This window comes from Kitasatospora sp. NPDC051853, from assembly GCF_044452665.1.
Classification (GTDB): Bacteria; Actinomycetota; Actinomycetes; order Streptomycetales; family Streptomycetaceae; genus Kitasatospora.
Genome location: NZ_JBITBY010000004.1, coordinates 307,739 through 323,097, shown reverse-complemented (window position 1 = coordinate 323,097; position 15,359 = coordinate 307,739). Strand labels below are relative to the sequence as shown.

Here is a 15,359-nt window from a genome sequence, read left to right as displayed (position 1 = left end):
GGCCGGGCTCGACGCGGAGCAGCTGCGCCGCCTGGTGGGCCTGGTCGAGCACGACGCCGCCGGTGACCCCTTCCCGGTGACCGCCCAGGACGCGGTCGTCTTCGTGGTGGGCAACGCCACCCAGACGGCGCAGTTCTACCAGGCCGTGTTCGGCATGGAGCTGGTCGCCTACTCCGGCCCGGAGACCGGCCGCCGCGACCGCAAGGCCTTCGTGCTGCGCTCCGGCTCCTGCCGCTTCGTCATCAAGGGCGGCGTCGCCCCGGACAGCCCGCTGCTGGACCACCACCGCCGCCACGGCGACGGCGTGGTCGACCTGGCGCTGGAGGTCCCGGACGTGGACAAGTGCATCGAGCACGCCCGCGCCCAGGGCGCCACCGTGCTGGAGGAGCCGAACGACGTCTCGGACGAGAACGGCACCGTGCGCCGCGCGGCCATCGCCACCTACGGCGAGACCCGCCACACCCTGATCGACCGCTCCCGCTACAAGGGCCCGTACCTGCCCGGCTTCGTCGCCGCGCAGACCCGGGTGCAGCGTCCGGAGGGCCACCCCAAGCGCCTGTTCCAGGCCCTGGACCACGCGGTCGGCAACGTCGAGCTCGGCAAGATGGACGAGTGGGTGGCGTTCTACAACCGGGTCATGGGCTTCGAGAACATGGCCGAGTTCGTCGGCGACGACATCGCCACCGAGTACTCCGCGCTGATGAGCAAGGTGGTCGCCAGCGGCAACCACCGGGTGAAGTTCCCGCTGAACGAGCCGGCCATCGCCAAGAAGAAGTCCCAGATCGACGAGTACCTGGAGTTCTACGGCGGCCCGGGCTGCCAGCACCTGGCGCTGGCCACCAACGACATCCTGACCACCGTGGACATCCTGCGCGCCAACGGCGTGGAGTTCCTCTCCACCCCGGACTCGTACTACGACGACCCGGAGCTGCGCGAGCGCATCGGCAAGGTGCGCGTCCCGGTCGAGGAGCTCAAGAAGCGCGGCATCCTGGTCGATCGTGACGAGGACGGCTACCTGCTCCAGATCTTCACCAAGCCGCAGGGCGACCGGCCGACGGTGTTCTTCGAGTTCATCGAGCGGCACGGTTCGCTGGGCTTCGGGAAGGGCAACTTCAAGGCGCTCTTCGAGTCCCTGGAGCGCGAGCAGGACAAGCGCGGAAACCTCTGAGACCGGCCAAGGAGGAGCAGGACCATGGCGCACTACCGGCAGCTCGGCAGCATCCCGCCGAAGCGGCACACCCAGCACCGTACCCCCGAAGGGGCGCTCTACTACGAGGAGTTGATGGGTGAGGAGGGGTTCTCCTCGGACTCCTCGCTGCTGTACCACAAGGGCATCCCGTCCGCGATCCTGGACGCCGCCCCGTGGGAGCTCCCGGACCAGTCGACCACGCCCAACCTGCCCCTCCTGCCCCGGCACCTGAAGCTCCACGAGCTCTTCCCGGGCGAGGAGTGGAAGGACGTCGACGCCGTCGCCGGGCGCCGTCTGGTGCTCGGCAACGGCGACGTCCGCCTCTCCTACGTGGCGGCCGGCGCGCCCAGCGAGCTGTACCGCAACGGGCTCGGCGACGAGTGCGTCTACGTGGAGTCCGGCTCCGGCGTGCTGGAGACGGTGTTCGGCTCGCTGGAGGTCGGCGAGGGGGACTACGTGATCATCCCCCGTGCCACCACGCACCGGTGGGTCCCCACCGGGGACGCGCCGCTGCGCGCCTACTGCATCGAGGCGAACAGCCACATCACCCCGCCCAAGCGCTACCTCTCGCGCTTCGGCCAGCTGCTGGAGCACGCGCCGTACTGCGAGCGCGACCTGCGCGGCCCGGTCGGCCCGCTGCTGGCCGAGCACGACGGCCCGGTGGACGTGCTGGTCAAGCACCGCGGCCCGCAGGGCGTGGTGGGCACCCGCTACACCGTGCCGCACCACCCCTTCGACGTGGTCGGCTGGGACGGCTGCCTCTACCCGTACGCGCTGAACATCCGGGACTACGAGCCGATCACCGGCCGGATCCACCAGCCGCCGCCGTCCCACCAGGTCTTCGAGGGCCACAACTTCGTGATCTGCAACTTCGTGCCGCGCAAGGTGGACTACCACCCGCTCTCCATCCCGGTGCCGTACTACCACGCCAACGTGGACAGCGACGAGGTCATGTTCTACTGCGGCGGCAACTACGAGGCCCGCAAGGGCTCGGGGATCGGCCAGGGCTCGATCTCGCTGCACCCGGGCGGCCACACCCACGGCCCGCAGCCGGGCGCGTACGAGCGCTCGATCGGCGCGGAGTTCTTCGACGAGCTGGCGGTCATGGTGGACACCTTCCGCCCGCTGGAGCTCGGTGAGGGCGGCACCGCCACCGACGACGGCACGTACGCCTGGACCTGGTCGGGCGGCCGCAAGTGACGGTGACTCCGCTGTTCCGAGGACTCTTCGACGACGCGTCGGTCTTCCCGCCGGGAGACCTTCCGCTGGGCGAGGCGGTGCCCGCACACCACGGGCACCGCCTGGCCTGGTACGCCGAAGCCGTCGGCCCGTTCCTGTGCGGGGCGGGCCGGGCCGGCGAACTGGCCGCGCTGCGGCCGGAGTTCCCCGTCGCCCTGGTGCTGGCGCCGGGCACCGAGCGCTTCACCCCGGTGCCCGGGCTGGACGTCGTGGGCGTCGAGGTGGCCGCCGCCGAGCTGCCCTCCGGGCTGCCGGACGGCGTCGTCGCCGCGCTCGAACTCCCCTACGGGGACCTGCTGTTCAAGCAGCTCGACCAGCTGGTCGACACCCCGCACCGGGCCAAGTTCCGCACCGGCGGACTGGCCGCCGAGGCCTTCCCGACCGAGGCCCAGCTGGCCGCCTTCCTGGCCGGCTGCGCCGAACGGGGCATCCCGTACAAGCTCACCGCCGGGCTGCACAACGCCGTCCGGCACACCGACCCGGTGACCGGCTTCGAGCACCACGGCTTCCTCAACGTGCTGCTCGCCGCCGCCGACCCGGACCACGCCGCCGACCACCTCGCCGAGCGGTCGGGGGGCCGCCTCGCCGAGGTGGCCCGGCAGTTGACGGACACCCAGATCGCCACCGCCCGCCGATCGTTCACCGCCTTCGGCACCTGCTCCATCGCCGAGCCGCTCGCCGACCTGGCCGAGCTCGGCCTGCTCACCCGGGAGAAGTCTTGACCAGCTGGCTCGCCTCCGCGCAGGACTCGCCGTTCGGCCTGCACAACCTGCCGTACGGCGTCTTCTCGACCGCCGGGGAGCCCGGCCGCCGCCGGATCGGCGTGGCGGTCGGCGACTCGGTGCTGGACGCCGGCGCCGCCGCCCGGGCCGCCGGGGAGCCCTCCGTGCTGCTGGACGCCGACACGCTCGACCCGCTGCTGGCGGCCGGACGGCCGGCCTGGACGGACGTCCGGGCCTCGCTCACCCGCTGGCTCTCCGAGGAGTCCTACCGGGAGGCGCTCTCCCCGCACCTGTACCCGGCGGACGAGGTCACCCTGCACCTGCCGTTCACGGTGGGCGACTACGTCGACTTCTACGCCTCCGAGCGGCACGCCACCAACCTGGGCAAGATCTTCCGCCCCGGCACCGAGCCGCTCACCCCCAACTGGAAGCACCTGCCGATCGGCTACCACGGCCGCTCCGGCTCCGTGGTGGTCTCCGGCACCGACGTGGCCCGCCCGCACGGGCAGCGCAAGGCCCCGACGGAGGAGCTGCCCTCCTTCGGCCCCAGCCGCCGCCTGGACATCGAGGCCGAGGTCGCCTTCGTGGTCGGCGCCGGCTCCGAGCTCGGCAAGCCGGTCCCGCAGGAGGACTTCCGCGAGCACGTCTTCGGCGTCTGCCTGCTCAACGACTGGTCCTCGCGCGACATCCAGGCCTGGGAGTACGTGCCGCTCGGCCCCTTCCTCGGCAAGTCCTTCGCCACCTCGCTCTCCCCGTGGGTGGTCCCGCTGGACGCCCTGGAGGCGGCCCGGGTCCAGCCGCCGGCCCGGGAGTTCGAGCTGCTCCCCTACCTGGCCGACCGGGAGGACGAGCCCTGGGGCCTGGACATCTCCCTGACGGTCCGTCTGAACGGCCAGGAGATCTCCCGCCCGCCGTTCGCCGGGATGTACTGGACCGCCGCCCAGATGCTGGCCCACATGACCGTCAACGGCGCCTCCGTCCGCCCCGGCGACCTGTTCGCCTCCGGCACCGTCTCCGGCGCGGAGCCGGACACCCGGGGCGCCCTGATCGAGCTCACCTGGAACGGCCAGGAGCCCGTCAAGCTCGACGACGGCACCACCCGCAGCTACCTGGAGGACGGCGACACCGTCACCATCTCCGCCACCGCCCCGGGCCCGGACGGCACCGTGATCTCCTTCGGCGAGGTCACCGGCCGGATCGTCCCGTAGCACCCGGCTCCGCCGCCCCCGTCTCGCTGCCCCCGTCCCACTGGCCCTGGACGGGGGCAGTGGCGTGTCCGCGGGCCTGCGATGATCCCTGAGGCGACGACCGGAACGACGACGAACGGAGAGTGCGCTCCACATGACGACGATCACGGATGTGCTGATGGCCCGGGACGGCCGGGCCGGGCGGATCATGCTGAACCGGCCCCGGGCGCTCAACGCGCTCACCCACCAGATGCTGCTCGCGGTCCGCGACAGGCTGACCGAGTGGGCCGGGGACGACGCGGTGGAGACCGTGGTGCTGACCGGGGCGGGCGACCGCGGGCTGTGCGCCGGTGCGGACATCCGTGCGCTGCACGACGACGCCAAGCTCGGCGGCGCCGGGGCCCGGGCCTTCTTCCGGGACGAGTACCTGACCAACCACCTGATCTCCCGGTACCCCAAGCCCTACGTCGCGGTGATGGACGGCATCACCATGGGCGGCGGCGTCGGCCTCTCGGTGCACGGCGGCGTCCGGGTGGTCAGCGAGCGCACCACGGTGGCCATGCCGGAGACCCGGATCGGCCTGGTGCCGGACGTCGGCGGCAGCCTGCTGCTGGCCCGCGCCCCCGGCGAGCTCGGCACCCACCTGGCCCTCACCGCCGCCTCGATGGGCCCGGGCGACGCCCTGCTCTGCGGCTTCGCCGACCACTTCGTGCCGGGCGCGGCCCTCGCCGCCTTCACCGCCGCCCTCGCCAAGGTCACCCCCGCGGAGGCCCTGGCCGCCCACGCCACCGAGGCCCCGGCCGCCGAGCTGGCCGCCCAGCGCGAGTGGATCGACCGCTGCTACGCCGCCGACACGGTGGAGGAGGTGCTGGAGCGCCTGGACGCCGAGGGCACCGCCGAGGCCAAGGAGGCCGCCGAGCAGATCCGGGCCAAGTCCCCCACCATGCTCAAGGTCACCCTGGCCGCCCTCCGCCGGGCCCGCACCCACCGCTCGCTGGCCGAGACCCTCGACCAGGAGTACCGGATCTCCTGCACCGCCCTCACCACCCCCGACCTGGTCGAGGGCATCCGCGCCCAGGTGGTCGACAAGGACCGCAACCCGCGGTGGAGCCCCGCCACCCTCGACGGGGTGACGGACGCTCAGGTCGAGGCCTTCTTCGCCCCGCGCCCCGGCGACGAGCTCGGCCTGGCCGGCTGACCTCCCGGGACGCCCGCCCGGCGCAGCGGTGCGTTGCGCCGGGCGGCGGCCCGGTCTTGACTGGGGGTGTGTACACGTCCCGTCCCGCCGCCGGGGAGGCCGCCGCATGAGTTCGGGCCACGCGATGCCGGGCAAGGCCGACTTCGCCGCCGCGTACGCGGGGCCGGACCCGCGCGGGTACTTCCGGGCGCTCGCCCCGTACGAGTACCTGACGCCGCACCACGCGCAGCGGGTCTTCCGGCTGCTGGTGGCCGCCCGGGCGCCCCGGGCGGTGGTGGACCTGTGCTGCTCGTACGGGGTGAACGCGGCGCTGCTCAACCACCAGCTGACCCTGGCCGAGCTCTACCACCGCTACACCGACCCGGCGCTGGACACCCTCTCGGCCGAGGAACTCACCCTGCGGGACCGGCAGTTCTACGCCGCCCGGCGGCGGCCCGAGGCGGTGCCGGTGATCGGCGTGGACGTGGCCACCGGCCCGGTCGAGCACGCCCGGCGGGCCGGGCTGCTGGACGCCGCCTTCGCCGAGAACCTGGAGCGGGCCGCGCCCTCCCCCGCGCTGCGGGCGCTGCTGGCCGACGTCGGGCTGGTGACCGTGACCGGCGGCGTCGGCTACGTCTCGCAGCGCAGCTTCGACCACCTGCTGGCCTGCGTGGCCTCGCCGCCCTGGGTGGCGGCCTTCGCGCTGCGGGCGGTGCCGTACGGGCCGGTGGCCGAGGTGCTGGCGGAGTACGGCCTGGTCACCGAGCGGGCCGCCGGGACCTTCCCGCAGCGCCGCTTCACCGGGCCCGAGGAGCGGGAGGGCGCGCTGCGGGCGGCGGTGGAGGCGGGGCTGGACCCGGCCGGGCTGGAGGAGGAGGGCTGGTACCACGCGGTGCTGTACGTCTCCCGGCCGGCCGCGCAGGTAACGGCCCGTCCGCTGGCCACCCTGCTGCGCTGAGCCGCCCCGTTGACACGTGATCATCGTCTCGGATCGCGAGACTGGTGTGCGGCGCCCTTCTTCGGGATGGTTGTCCCCGAAGACCCGCAGGCGTACCGAGGGAGTCAACGAGGATGACCGAGTACCAGACGATCCTGGTGGAGCAGAAGGGGCGGGTCGGGCTGATCACGCTCAACCGCCCGGAGGCGCTGAACGCGCTGAACAACCAGCTGATGCGGGAGGTGGTGGCCGCCGCCACCGCCTTCGACCGGGACCCGGAGGTCGGCTGCACGGTGATCACCGGCTCCGAGAAGGCCTTCGCCGCCGGGGCGGACATCAAGGAGATGCAGGGCAACGAGTTCCCCAGCGTCTACCTGGAGGACTGGCTGGGCCCCTGGGACGAGCTGGGCCGCCTGCGCAAGCCGGTGATCGCCGCCGTCGCGGGCTACGCGCTGGGCGGGGGCTGCGAGTTGGCGATGCTCTGCGACGTCCTGATCGCGGCCGACACCGCCAAGTTCGGCCAGCCGGAGATCAAGCTCGGCGTCATCCCCGGCATCGGCGGCTCGCAGCGCCTCACCCGGGCGATCGGCAAGGCCAAGGCGATGGACCTCTGCCTGACCGGCCGGATGATGGGCGCCGAGGAGGCCGAGCGGGCCGGGCTGGTGGCCCGGATCGTGCCCGCCGCCGACCTGCTCACCGAGGCGCTGGCCACCGCCGAGACGGTCGCGGCGATGTCCACCACCGCCTCGGTGATGATGAAGGAGAGCGTGAACCGCGTCTTCGAGACCACCCTGGCCGAGGGCGTCCGCTTCGAACGCCGCCTGTTCCACGCCCTGTTCGCCACCGCGGACCAGAAGGAGGGCATGGCCGCCTTCGCCGAGAAGCGCAAGCCGTCCTTCGAGAACCGCTGACTCCCGCTCCCGGCCGGGGCGTTCAGACCCCGGCCGGGATCTCCTTCGAGCGGCGGCGGACCTGGAGCGCGGTGACGATCTCCATCACCCCGAGCACCAGCAGCCACACCCCCGCCAGCACGGTCAGCGTCGCGACCGAGCCCACCGGCCAGACCATCAGCAGCACGCCCGCCAGGGTGTTGAGCACCCCGCCGAAGACCTGCCAGCCGCGGGCCGGCATCCGCGGGTCCGAGGCGGTGGCCGCCAGCTGGGTGATGCCGCGGAACAGCCAGCCGATCCCGATCCAGATCCCCAGCAGCGCCAGCGACTGCACCGCGCTGCGGAAGCAGAGCAGCCCGAGCAGCAGGCAGAGCGCCCCGCTGATGAAGGCCAGCACCCGCAGCGCCGTGGTGGCGTGGGTGCCGAAGGCGGCGACCAGCTGCACCACGCCGATCACCACCAGGTAGAGGCCGAACAGCACCCCCACCACCCAGAGGGTCTGCTTCGGCCAGACGAAGACGATCACGCCGAGCGCCAGCGAGACGATGCCGGCGCCGAGCAGCACCTGCCAGGCCATCTTGGCCAGCCGCTGGATCGGGCCCTCGAAGCCGGGGTGCCCGCCGCCGGAGAACGGGTCGTCGTCGGGGATCGGGGTGGGGCGGTAGACCTCGTTCACGGCGCGGCTCCTGACGGGCAGTGGTGTCGATCATCCCCACTCTGACGCTCCGTCGGACGGTCCGCCGTACCGGAACGGCCGTTCGGGGTACGGCCATCGGACCGCCATCCGGCGGACACCTCGCTGGTTATGATCGGGTCGGGGGCCGCACCACGGGGCCGGAGCGAGACAAGGTCGGGGGGCCGGTTGAGTCACTACCTCGTGTGCGGCGGCAACGCGCTCGCCCACCGTCTGATCCGTGAGCTGATCGAGCACTACGACGTCCCGGTGGTCGCCCTGGTCCCGGACCTGACGCAGGACCACGGGCCGCGGATCAGCCAGATCCCCGGGCTGGCCGCGGTGCACGAGTACGCCGCCATCTCGGCCGAGACGCTGCGCGCCTGCGGGGTCGCGGACGCCAACGGGATCGCCCTGGTGGACGGCACCGACCAGGGGAACATCCACGCCGCGATGGCCGCCGAGGGGCTCAACCCCGGCATCCGGATCGTGCTGCGGATGTACAACCAGCGGCTCGGCCAGCACATCGAGCGGCTGCTGCCCAACTGCACCTCGCTCTCCGGCTCCGCCACCGCCGCCCCGGCCTTCGCCGACGGCGCCCTGGAGCGGCCCAACTCCGTCCAGGTGAACGGCCGTTACCTCTACGTCGCGTACGACGAGGAGATCCGCGACAACCAGCTCGCCGTGGTGGCCGACCGGATCGACCCGCAGGACCTGAGCCGGCTGCGGCTGCTCCCGGAGACCGCCGGCCGGGCCGCCGAGTTCATCGAGCTGGCCCGCCGCTTCGGCGACGAGGGCCAGGGCGGGCCGCCGCCGGAGCGGGCCGGGCGCGAGCCCGGCGGGGTGGCCGCGCTCCAGGCGCTGACCACCCAGCCGCGGCAGCGGATCCCCTGGTGGACCAGGCTGCGCTGGCGGGTGCTGGACGCCCTGCGGTTCTTCACCAGTGCCCGGCTGCGGCTGCTGCTCACCGTGGCGCTGGCGGCCGTGCTGCTCGGCGGCGCGGTGATCTGGTGGTCCACCGGCCACCTCGGCTGGGCCCTCTACTACACCCTGCTGGACGTGGCCGGGGCTGCCGACCCCGACCGGCCCGGCGACGGCAGCGGCCCCTGGGCCCGGGCCGCCCAGGTGGTGGTCACCTTCTGCGGCATCACCTTCGCCCCGGTGGCCACCGCCATCGCGGTGGAGGCCCTGGCCACCGGCCGGCGCGGCCTGCCCCGCGGGCCCGGGGCCGGGCTGCGCGACCACGTGGTGGTGGTCGGGCTGAACAACCTGGGGACCAGGGTGGCCGGGATGCTCCGGGAGGCCGGGGTGCCGGTGGTCTGCGTGGAGCGCGACCCGCAGTCCCAGGGCGTGGCCGCGATGCGGGCGCTCGGCGTGCCGGTGCTGCTCGGTGACGCCCCGTTGGACGGGCAGCTGCGCCGGGCCCGGGTCCAGCACGCCCGGGCGGTGGTCTCGGTGACCAGGGACGACGCGGCCAACCTGGAGGCCGCGCTGGAGGCCCGGGCGATCCACCCCGAGATCCGGATCGTGGTCCGGCTCTTCGACGACGAATTTGCTCATCACGTCTACGCCACCCTCGGGAACGTGGTCTCCCGCTCCGTCTCCTACCTCTCCGCCCCCGGCTTCGCCGCCGCCCTGATGGGGCGTGAGGTGATCGGCACCCTCTCGGTCTTCCGGCACGTCCTGCTGCTCGCCGAGCTCACCGCGGAGGCGGAGGCCGCGGAGGGCGCGGGCCTGACCGGGCGGACGGTGTGGGAGCTGGAGGAGGACGGCGGGGTCCGGGTGGTCGGGGTCCGGCTGGCCCGCCGCCCGGCGGACGTGCTCTGGAACTTCGCCGACCGAGGCCACCGGCTCCGGCCGGGCGACCGGGTGCTGGTCGCCGCGACCCGCAGCGGCCTGGCCCGGCTCAGCCCGCCACCCCGGCCGGACGCGGCCGGCTGACGGGCACGGGCGACGGGCGGGGGCGGCCGACGGGCACGGGCGGGACGGGTACGGGCGGCGGGTACGGGCGACGGGCGGGGGCGGCCCCGCGTTCACTGTCCGGGTGCGGCCAACTCGGCCGCCAGCGGCAGGTGTTCGAAGTGGGACACGGACGGCGGGTGCTCCAGGAAGCCGAACTCGCCCTCCGCCCAGACCGGCCTGATCCGCCACATCGTCCCCGCGTAGGCCCGCAGCGCCGCCTCGTCCCGCCAGCGCGTCACCACCAGCACCCGGTGGTCCAGCTCGGAGACCGACCGCAGCAGCTCCGCCCCCTCGAAGCCGTCGGTCCCGTCCAGCGCCGGGATCACCTCCTCGGTCAGCCGCGTGCAGAACTCGTCCCTGCGGCGCGGGACCACCTGCGCCTCCCAGATCCGGACGATCATCGCCACCACCTCCGGTACCCCTCCATTGTCCGTTCGGCCGCACGCGGTTGCCGCCCCCGAGGGCCGGTTCGACAGTGGAAGCGCGCGGCCGAGCCCGGTCACGCGCCTTCCCACTCGGAGACGGAGCATCCCCATGGCGGTCTGCGTGGTCTGCGGCAACGACTACTGGCTGGCCTTCGAGATCAGGACGATCACCGGAGACAGCTACACCTTCGACAGCTTCGAGTGCGCGATGGAGAAGCTGGCACCACGCTGCGAGTACTGCCAGGTGCGGATCGTCGGCCACGGCGTCGAGGTCTCCGGCAAGTTCTTCTGCTGCGCCAACTGCGCCCGCCGCGACGGCGGCCTCGGCGAGCAGATCCGCGACGCGGTGGGCGCGCACCCCGCCTGACGGTCCCTAGAGCCGGGCGTGGGTGGTGATGTCCGCCTCGAAGTCGGCGACCAGCTCCGGGGTGACGGTCGGGCGGCACTGGGCGACGGCCGCCAGGTAGTCGGCGGTGGTGGCACCGGCCGTCGCGGAGGGGTCCTCGCCGGTGTCCCGCTCGAAGGCGGCCTGGGCAGCGGCGCGGGCGGCGTGCTCGATGTCGGCCGGGGTGAAGAGCGCGCTGTGCTCCACCAGCCGGTCGAGGTCGACGCCGTCCCGCCCGGCCGTGTAGCGGGACCAGATGGCGTGCCGGGCCACCGCGTCCGGCGTGCCGATCGGGATCAGGTAGTCGAACCGGCCGTGACGCAGGAAGGCCGGGTCGATCGAGCGGATCGAGTTGGTGGCGCAGACCAGCAGCCGCTCCTCCCCCTCGCGGAAGCCCGGGATCAGCTTCAGCAGCTCGTTGGTGACCCCGTGCAGCCCGGGGTCCACCGCCTCGCCCCGCACCGGGGCGATCTCCTCCACCTCGTCGACGAAGACCAGCACCCGCTCCAGCTCGGCGATCCGCCCGAAGGCGGTGCGCAGCGCGGCGGCGAGGTTGCCGCCGTCGGCCAGCCGGGAGGGCAGCAGCTCCACGAAGGGCCAGCCGAGCCGGGAGGCCACCGCCCGGGCGAAGGTGGTCTTGCCGGTGCCGGGCGGGCCGAACAGCGCGATCGCCCGCGGCGGCCGCACCCCGTGCCGGGCGGCCCGCTCCGGTTCGGCCAGCGGCTGCACCACCCGGCGCTCGATCAGGTCCTTCTCGGTGCCCATCCCGGCGACCCGCTCCCACAGGTCGCCCGGCAGCAGCCGCCCGCCCAGCTCGTCCAGCAGCCCGCCGCCCGGGCCGGCCTGCGGCTCGTCCTTCTCGAAGTACGCCACCGCCGGGCGGCGGGTGTACCCGGCGTTGTGCAGGCCCTCGCCGAGCTGCTCCTCCTCGGGCAGCACGTAGGCGATCCGGCGGACCCGGCGCTCCAGCAACCGCCGCTCCAGCTCCCGCAGCAGCGCGCTGGCCAGGCCCCGGCCGCGCCAGCCCGGCGCGATGGCGATCCGCATCACCCAGGCCCGGTCCCCCGCCAGGTGGGCCAGGGCCGCCCCGATCGGCTCACCCCGGCGGACCGCCACCACGGCGGGCTGACGGTCGGTCAGCGCCGCGATGCACTCGGCCAGCGAGAAGACCGACTCCTGGCCCAGGCCCGCGGTGGTGTCGATCAGGTGCACCACGGCCGCCAGGTCGTCCTCGCGGTAGTCGTGTATCAGCCACTCGTTCATGGCCCCGAACGCTAGGGCCGGGCGGCGGCACGGACAGCCCGCCGGAACGGACAATCCGCCGCGCCGAACCGTACGTCCCGCCGCTTGCCCGATCTCAGTAGGCGAGGCGCAGGGACTTCACCCGGTTGTCGAAGTTGGAGTGCACCAGGGTCGGCTCGCCGACCGAGCGGATCTCCGGCAGGCGGGTGAGCAGTTCGCGGAAGAGCACCTTCATCTCCTGCCGGGCCAGGTAGGCGCCGAGGCAGAAGTGCGGGCCGCCGCCGCCGAAGCCCAGGTGCGGGTTGGGCGAGCGGGTGATGTCGAAGGCGTCCGGGTCGGCGAAGACCGCCTCGTCCCGGTTGGCCGAGCCGAAGAAGAGCACCACCTTGTCCCCGGCGGCGAGCCGGGTGCCGTTCAGCTCGTGGTCCACGGCCACGGTGCGGCGGAACTGGATGATCGGGGTGGAGTGGCGGACCATCTCCTCCACCGCGCCGCCGATCCGCCCGTCCAGGTCGGCCATCAGCAGCTCGCGCTGCTCGGGGTGGGTGGAGAGCAGGTGCAGCCCGTGGGCCAGCGCGTTGCGGGTGGTCTCCACCCCGGCGACCAGCAGCAGGGAGAAGAAGGCGCCCAGCTCACGGGAGTTGAGGCGCCGTCCGTCCACGTCGGCGGTGACCAGGGCGGAGATCAGGTCCCCGGTGGGGCGGCGGCGGCGCTCCCGGCCGAGCGCGGCGATGATGCCCTGCATCCGGGCCAGCGCCATCAGCCCCCGGCCGGGGACGCGCAGCCGGCTGCGGGCCACGCCGGTGTGCTCGGAGGCGTCGTTGACCATCGCCAGGATGCGGTTCCGCTGCCGCTCCGGCACCCCCATCATGTTGCAGATCACCCGATAGGGGAGCTGGGCGGCCACCGCGCCGACGAAGTCGGCGGGCCGCTCGGCCGCCAGGGAGTCCACCACCTCCCGCGCCACCTCCCGGATGTCCTCCTCCACCCGGGTGACCAGCCGCGGGGTGAAGGCCCGGGAGACGATCCGCCGCAGGTCCGCGTGGCGCGGGTCGTCCAGGTTCACCATCGAGTCGCCGAACACCGTCCGCACCCAGCGGGCCGGTTCGGGGGTGGTGACGCCGGGGCCGCTGACGAACACCTCCGGCGTACGGCTGGCGGTCACCACGTCGGCGTGCCGGACCAGGGCGTGGAAGCCGCGGCCGGTGCGCAGGTCGGTGAAGTGCAGCGGGCCCTCGATCGCGCGCAGCCGGGCGAAGGCGGCGGCCCGTTCGGGCAGCGGCAGCCGCCAGAACTCCGGATCGGCGAGGTCGATCCCGCCCGGGGTGTGCTGACGCTGACCGGTGTCCGCCGTTGCCCTCATGCGGGCAGTTATCGTGCAGCTTCTGGCGGAATGTCAAATTCCGCTAGCTTTGTCCTATTTACCTACTCATCATCACTCTCGGCCGCTTCCTCCTCCTCGACCGGCGGCACCAGGTCGCGCGCCAGCAGGGTCGCGCCGGCCACCGCGCCCGGCATCGCCAGCACCGTCACGAACGGCACCAGGAACAGCACCATCAGCGGCGCCCCGAAGCCCAGCGCCAGGCCCAGCCGCCCACGCAGCATCCGCAGCCGCTCGGGCTGGTCGATCCCGCGCCGCTGCAGCGCCACCGCCGAGAGCTCGGCCGCCATGAAGTACCCCGACACGCAGATCCCGAGCACCGGCACCACCGTCTGCCCCACCACCGGGATGAACCCCGCGAGGAAGAGCAACACCCCGAAGCCCAGCACCCGCACCAGCACGTACAGGCTGTCCCGCGCCGAGACCACCAACTCCTGCCACAGCGACATCCCGTGGCCCGCCGGCGCCCCGCCCTCGGTCTCGTCCACCTTCTCGCACAGCGACTCGTAGAACGGCTGCCCGATCAGCAGCGTCACCGCCGTGAACGTCACCACCGACAGCGCGAACCCGCCACCGAGCACCGCGACCTGCACGGCCCCCCGCATCAGCCCCTGCCACGGCGACCCCCACCCGTCCGCGAACGGCGTCGCCCACTCCGCGACGTCCCCCGCGTACGCCCCCAGCACCACCAGCGCCGCCACGTACCCCGCCAGGGCGATCAGCGCCGGGATCATCCCGAACCCCCACCACCGCCCGTGCCGCGCCACCCACTTCTGGCCCTTGACCAGGTACCCCATCCCCGCCACGAAATCACGCATGCCCGCAGCCTACGGGCCTGCTCCGCAGCGCTTTCAGTAGGGCAGCAGCACCGAGGTGTCCAGCACGAACCCGAAGGGCTCGGGGATGTGCACCGCCTCCCCGAAGTCGGCGTCCTCCCGCATCCGGTACCGCCCGGCCTCGGGCTCCCGGAAGAGGGTGACGGTCTTCTTCGTGGCGTCGACCAGCAGGTAGAGCGGGATGCCCATCAGCGGGTAGTCGCGGAGCTTGCCCACCCAGTCGTTCTCCGGGTTCGACGGGGAGACGATCTCGACGGCGATCAGCGCGAGCTCGGCCGGCACCTTGTTCTCGGTGCTCTCCATCGCCTCCTCGGGGAGGTACGTGAGGTCCGGGTTCCGCTGCTTGGCCACCTCGGGCGAGGCCAGGTCCATGTTCCCGGTGGGCAGGTGGCCGGCCGGGGCGTGCGCCTCGAACTGCCGTCGCACGACGGCGAGGTTGCGCTCGTGGATGGCCGAGGGCAAGGCCTGCATGATGACCGTGTCACCGGAGAACTCGATCTTGAAGTTCGACGGGGCGGACCGCCGGAACTCCTCGATCAGGGCAAGGTGCTCGGGGTTCATCGTCTCCTCCAGATGCTCGGCCCGGCACCACGCTACCGCCCGTGGCCGGGAGTGGTCGTGCAGCACGTAGGCTCGCCTCTCATGACCGGCACCCACGACCCCGCCCAGGACCCGGACGAGCACGTCCGCTACGCCCACTACCAGCGGCTCTTCGCCGAGGTCGCCCCGGCGGAGGCGGCCGCCCTGGTCATCCGGGTGCTCACCGACCCCGACCGGTCGATGGCCAACAGCGCCGTCTGCGGGTACCTCGACCACCGGGCGGCCGCCCTGCTGACGGACCCGCAGTTCCCCGCCTGGCAGCGGGAGATGGCGGGCCCCGTTGCGGTCGACGACTTCTCCACCCGCCGCCTCACGGAGTGGGCCCTGCTGCGGGCCGTCACCCTGGACGAGGCCTGGTCGGCCGAGGAGCTGCTCGCCGCCTCCAACTGGCTCCAGCTGCGCCTGGCCGAGACCAGTACCTCCCCCACCGCCCTCGCCGTGCTCACCGAGGGCGGCCGGACCCGCCGCATCCGCAACATCGCCCACTCCCGTTCCTCCCGCGGGCGCCGCTGAC

The 15,359-nt window shown here is 73.3% G+C and carries 16 protein-coding genes; 10 read left to right on the top strand and 6 right to left on the bottom strand.

Annotated elements, in window-relative coordinates; genetic code table 11:
• The first annotated feature begins 31 nt into the window (after positions 1 to 31).
• From hppD to ACIA8O_RS13650, 7 genes are all read left to right on the top strand, one after another.
• Positions 32 to 1,168 (top strand): 4-hydroxyphenylpyruvate dioxygenase, encoded by a 1,137-nt coding sequence (gene hppD / locus ACIA8O_RS13680; RefSeq protein ID WP_396294255.1) that lies wholly within the window; start codon positions 32 to 34, stop codon positions 1,166 to 1,168.
• 24 nt (positions 1,169 to 1,192) lie between these two features.
• Positions 1,193 to 2,389 carry a homogentisate 1,2-dioxygenase gene (locus ACIA8O_RS13675; RefSeq protein ID WP_396293884.1) on the top strand — a complete coding sequence of 399 codons (1,197 nt, stop codon included), beginning with the start codon at positions 1,193 to 1,195 and terminating at the stop codon, positions 2,387 to 2,389.
• A complete protein-coding gene (locus ACIA8O_RS13670) occupies positions 2,386 to 3,150 on the top strand; it encodes a hypothetical protein (protein WP_396293883.1) in 765 nt (254 codons plus the stop codon). The genes ACIA8O_RS13675 and ACIA8O_RS13670 overlap by 4 nt, the downstream gene beginning before the upstream one ends.
• Positions 3,147 to 4,358, top strand: coding sequence for a fumarylacetoacetase (gene fahA, locus ACIA8O_RS13665; protein ID WP_396293882.1), 1,212 nt, complete (start codon positions 3,147 to 3,149; stop codon positions 4,356 to 4,358). The genes ACIA8O_RS13670 and fahA overlap by 4 nt, the downstream gene beginning before the upstream one ends.
• A 133-nt stretch (positions 4,359 to 4,491) precedes the next feature.
• Complete coding sequence (locus ACIA8O_RS13660) at positions 4,492 to 5,535, top strand: enoyl-CoA hydratase/isomerase family protein (RefSeq protein WP_396293881.1); 1,044 nt, start codon at positions 4,492 to 4,494, stop codon at positions 5,533 to 5,535.
• 106 nt (positions 5,536 to 5,641) lie between these two features.
• Complete coding sequence (locus ACIA8O_RS13655) at positions 5,642 to 6,472, top strand: hypothetical protein (protein WP_396293880.1); 831 nt, start codon at positions 5,642 to 5,644, stop codon at positions 6,470 to 6,472.
• Positions 6,473 to 6,585: 113 nt separating this feature from the next.
• Positions 6,586 to 7,362: an enoyl-CoA hydratase gene (locus tag ACIA8O_RS13650; RefSeq protein ID WP_396293879.1), complete on the top strand. Its 777-nt coding sequence runs from the start codon at positions 6,586 to 6,588 to the stop codon at positions 7,360 to 7,362.
• 22 nt (positions 7,363 to 7,384) lie between these two features.
• Here the strand turns inward: ACIA8O_RS13650 and ACIA8O_RS13645 are convergent, their stop codons facing one another.
• Positions 7,385 to 8,017 (bottom strand): HdeD family acid-resistance protein, encoded by a 633-nt coding sequence (locus tag ACIA8O_RS13645; protein ID WP_396293878.1) that lies wholly within the window; start codon positions 8,015 to 8,017, stop codon positions 7,385 to 7,387.
• A gap of 186 nt (positions 8,018 to 8,203) precedes the next feature.
• Between ACIA8O_RS13645 and ACIA8O_RS13640 the strand changes: the two genes are divergently transcribed.
• Entirely contained in the window at positions 8,204 to 9,955 is a 1,752-nt protein-coding gene (locus tag ACIA8O_RS13640) for an NAD-binding protein (RefSeq protein ID WP_396293877.1), read from the top strand.
• Between the two features lie 92 nt (positions 9,956 to 10,047).
• Here ACIA8O_RS13640 and ACIA8O_RS13635 read toward each other — a convergent pair whose 3' ends face one another.
• Complete coding sequence (locus ACIA8O_RS13635; protein ID WP_396293876.1) at positions 10,048 to 10,377, bottom strand: antibiotic biosynthesis monooxygenase family protein; 330 nt, start codon at positions 10,375 to 10,377, stop codon at positions 10,048 to 10,050.
• 133 nt (positions 10,378 to 10,510) lie between these two features.
• Here ACIA8O_RS13635 and ACIA8O_RS13630 point away from each other — a divergent pair, with 133 nt between their 5' ends.
• Positions 10,511 to 10,768, top strand: coding sequence for a Prokaryotic metallothionein (locus ACIA8O_RS13630; protein WP_345279311.1), 258 nt, complete (start codon positions 10,511 to 10,513; stop codon positions 10,766 to 10,768).
• 6 nt (positions 10,769 to 10,774) lie between these two features.
• Here ACIA8O_RS13630 and ACIA8O_RS13625 read toward each other — a convergent pair whose 3' ends face one another.
• From ACIA8O_RS13625 to ACIA8O_RS13610, 4 genes are all read right to left on the bottom strand, one after another.
• The gene (locus tag ACIA8O_RS13625; protein ID WP_396293875.1) at positions 10,775 to 12,049 is read right to left on the bottom strand and encodes an ATP-binding protein; all 1,275 of its coding nucleotides are present in this window, start codon (positions 12,047 to 12,049) and stop codon (positions 10,775 to 10,777) included.
• Positions 12,050 to 12,143: 94 nt separating this feature from the next.
• Complete coding sequence (locus ACIA8O_RS13620) at positions 12,144 to 13,391, bottom strand: cytochrome P450 (protein WP_396293874.1); 1,248 nt, start codon at positions 13,389 to 13,391, stop codon at positions 12,144 to 12,146.
• A gap of 62 nt (positions 13,392 to 13,453) precedes the next feature.
• On the bottom strand, positions 13,454 to 14,227 hold the full coding sequence (locus tag ACIA8O_RS13615; protein ID WP_396293873.1) for an EI24 domain-containing protein: 774 nt from the start codon (positions 14,225 to 14,227) through the stop codon (positions 13,454 to 13,456).
• Between the two features lie 33 nt (positions 14,228 to 14,260).
• A complete protein-coding gene (locus tag ACIA8O_RS13610) occupies positions 14,261 to 14,806 on the bottom strand; it encodes a Uma2 family endonuclease (RefSeq protein ID WP_396293872.1) in 546 nt (181 codons plus the stop codon).
• An 81-nt stretch (positions 14,807 to 14,887) separates the two neighbouring features.
• On the opposite strand from ACIA8O_RS13610, the gene ACIA8O_RS13605 reads away from it, so the two are divergent.
• Entirely contained in the window at positions 14,888 to 15,358 is a 471-nt protein-coding gene (locus tag ACIA8O_RS13605; protein ID WP_396293871.1) for a hypothetical protein, read from the top strand.
• Position 15,359 lies beyond the last annotated feature (1 nt).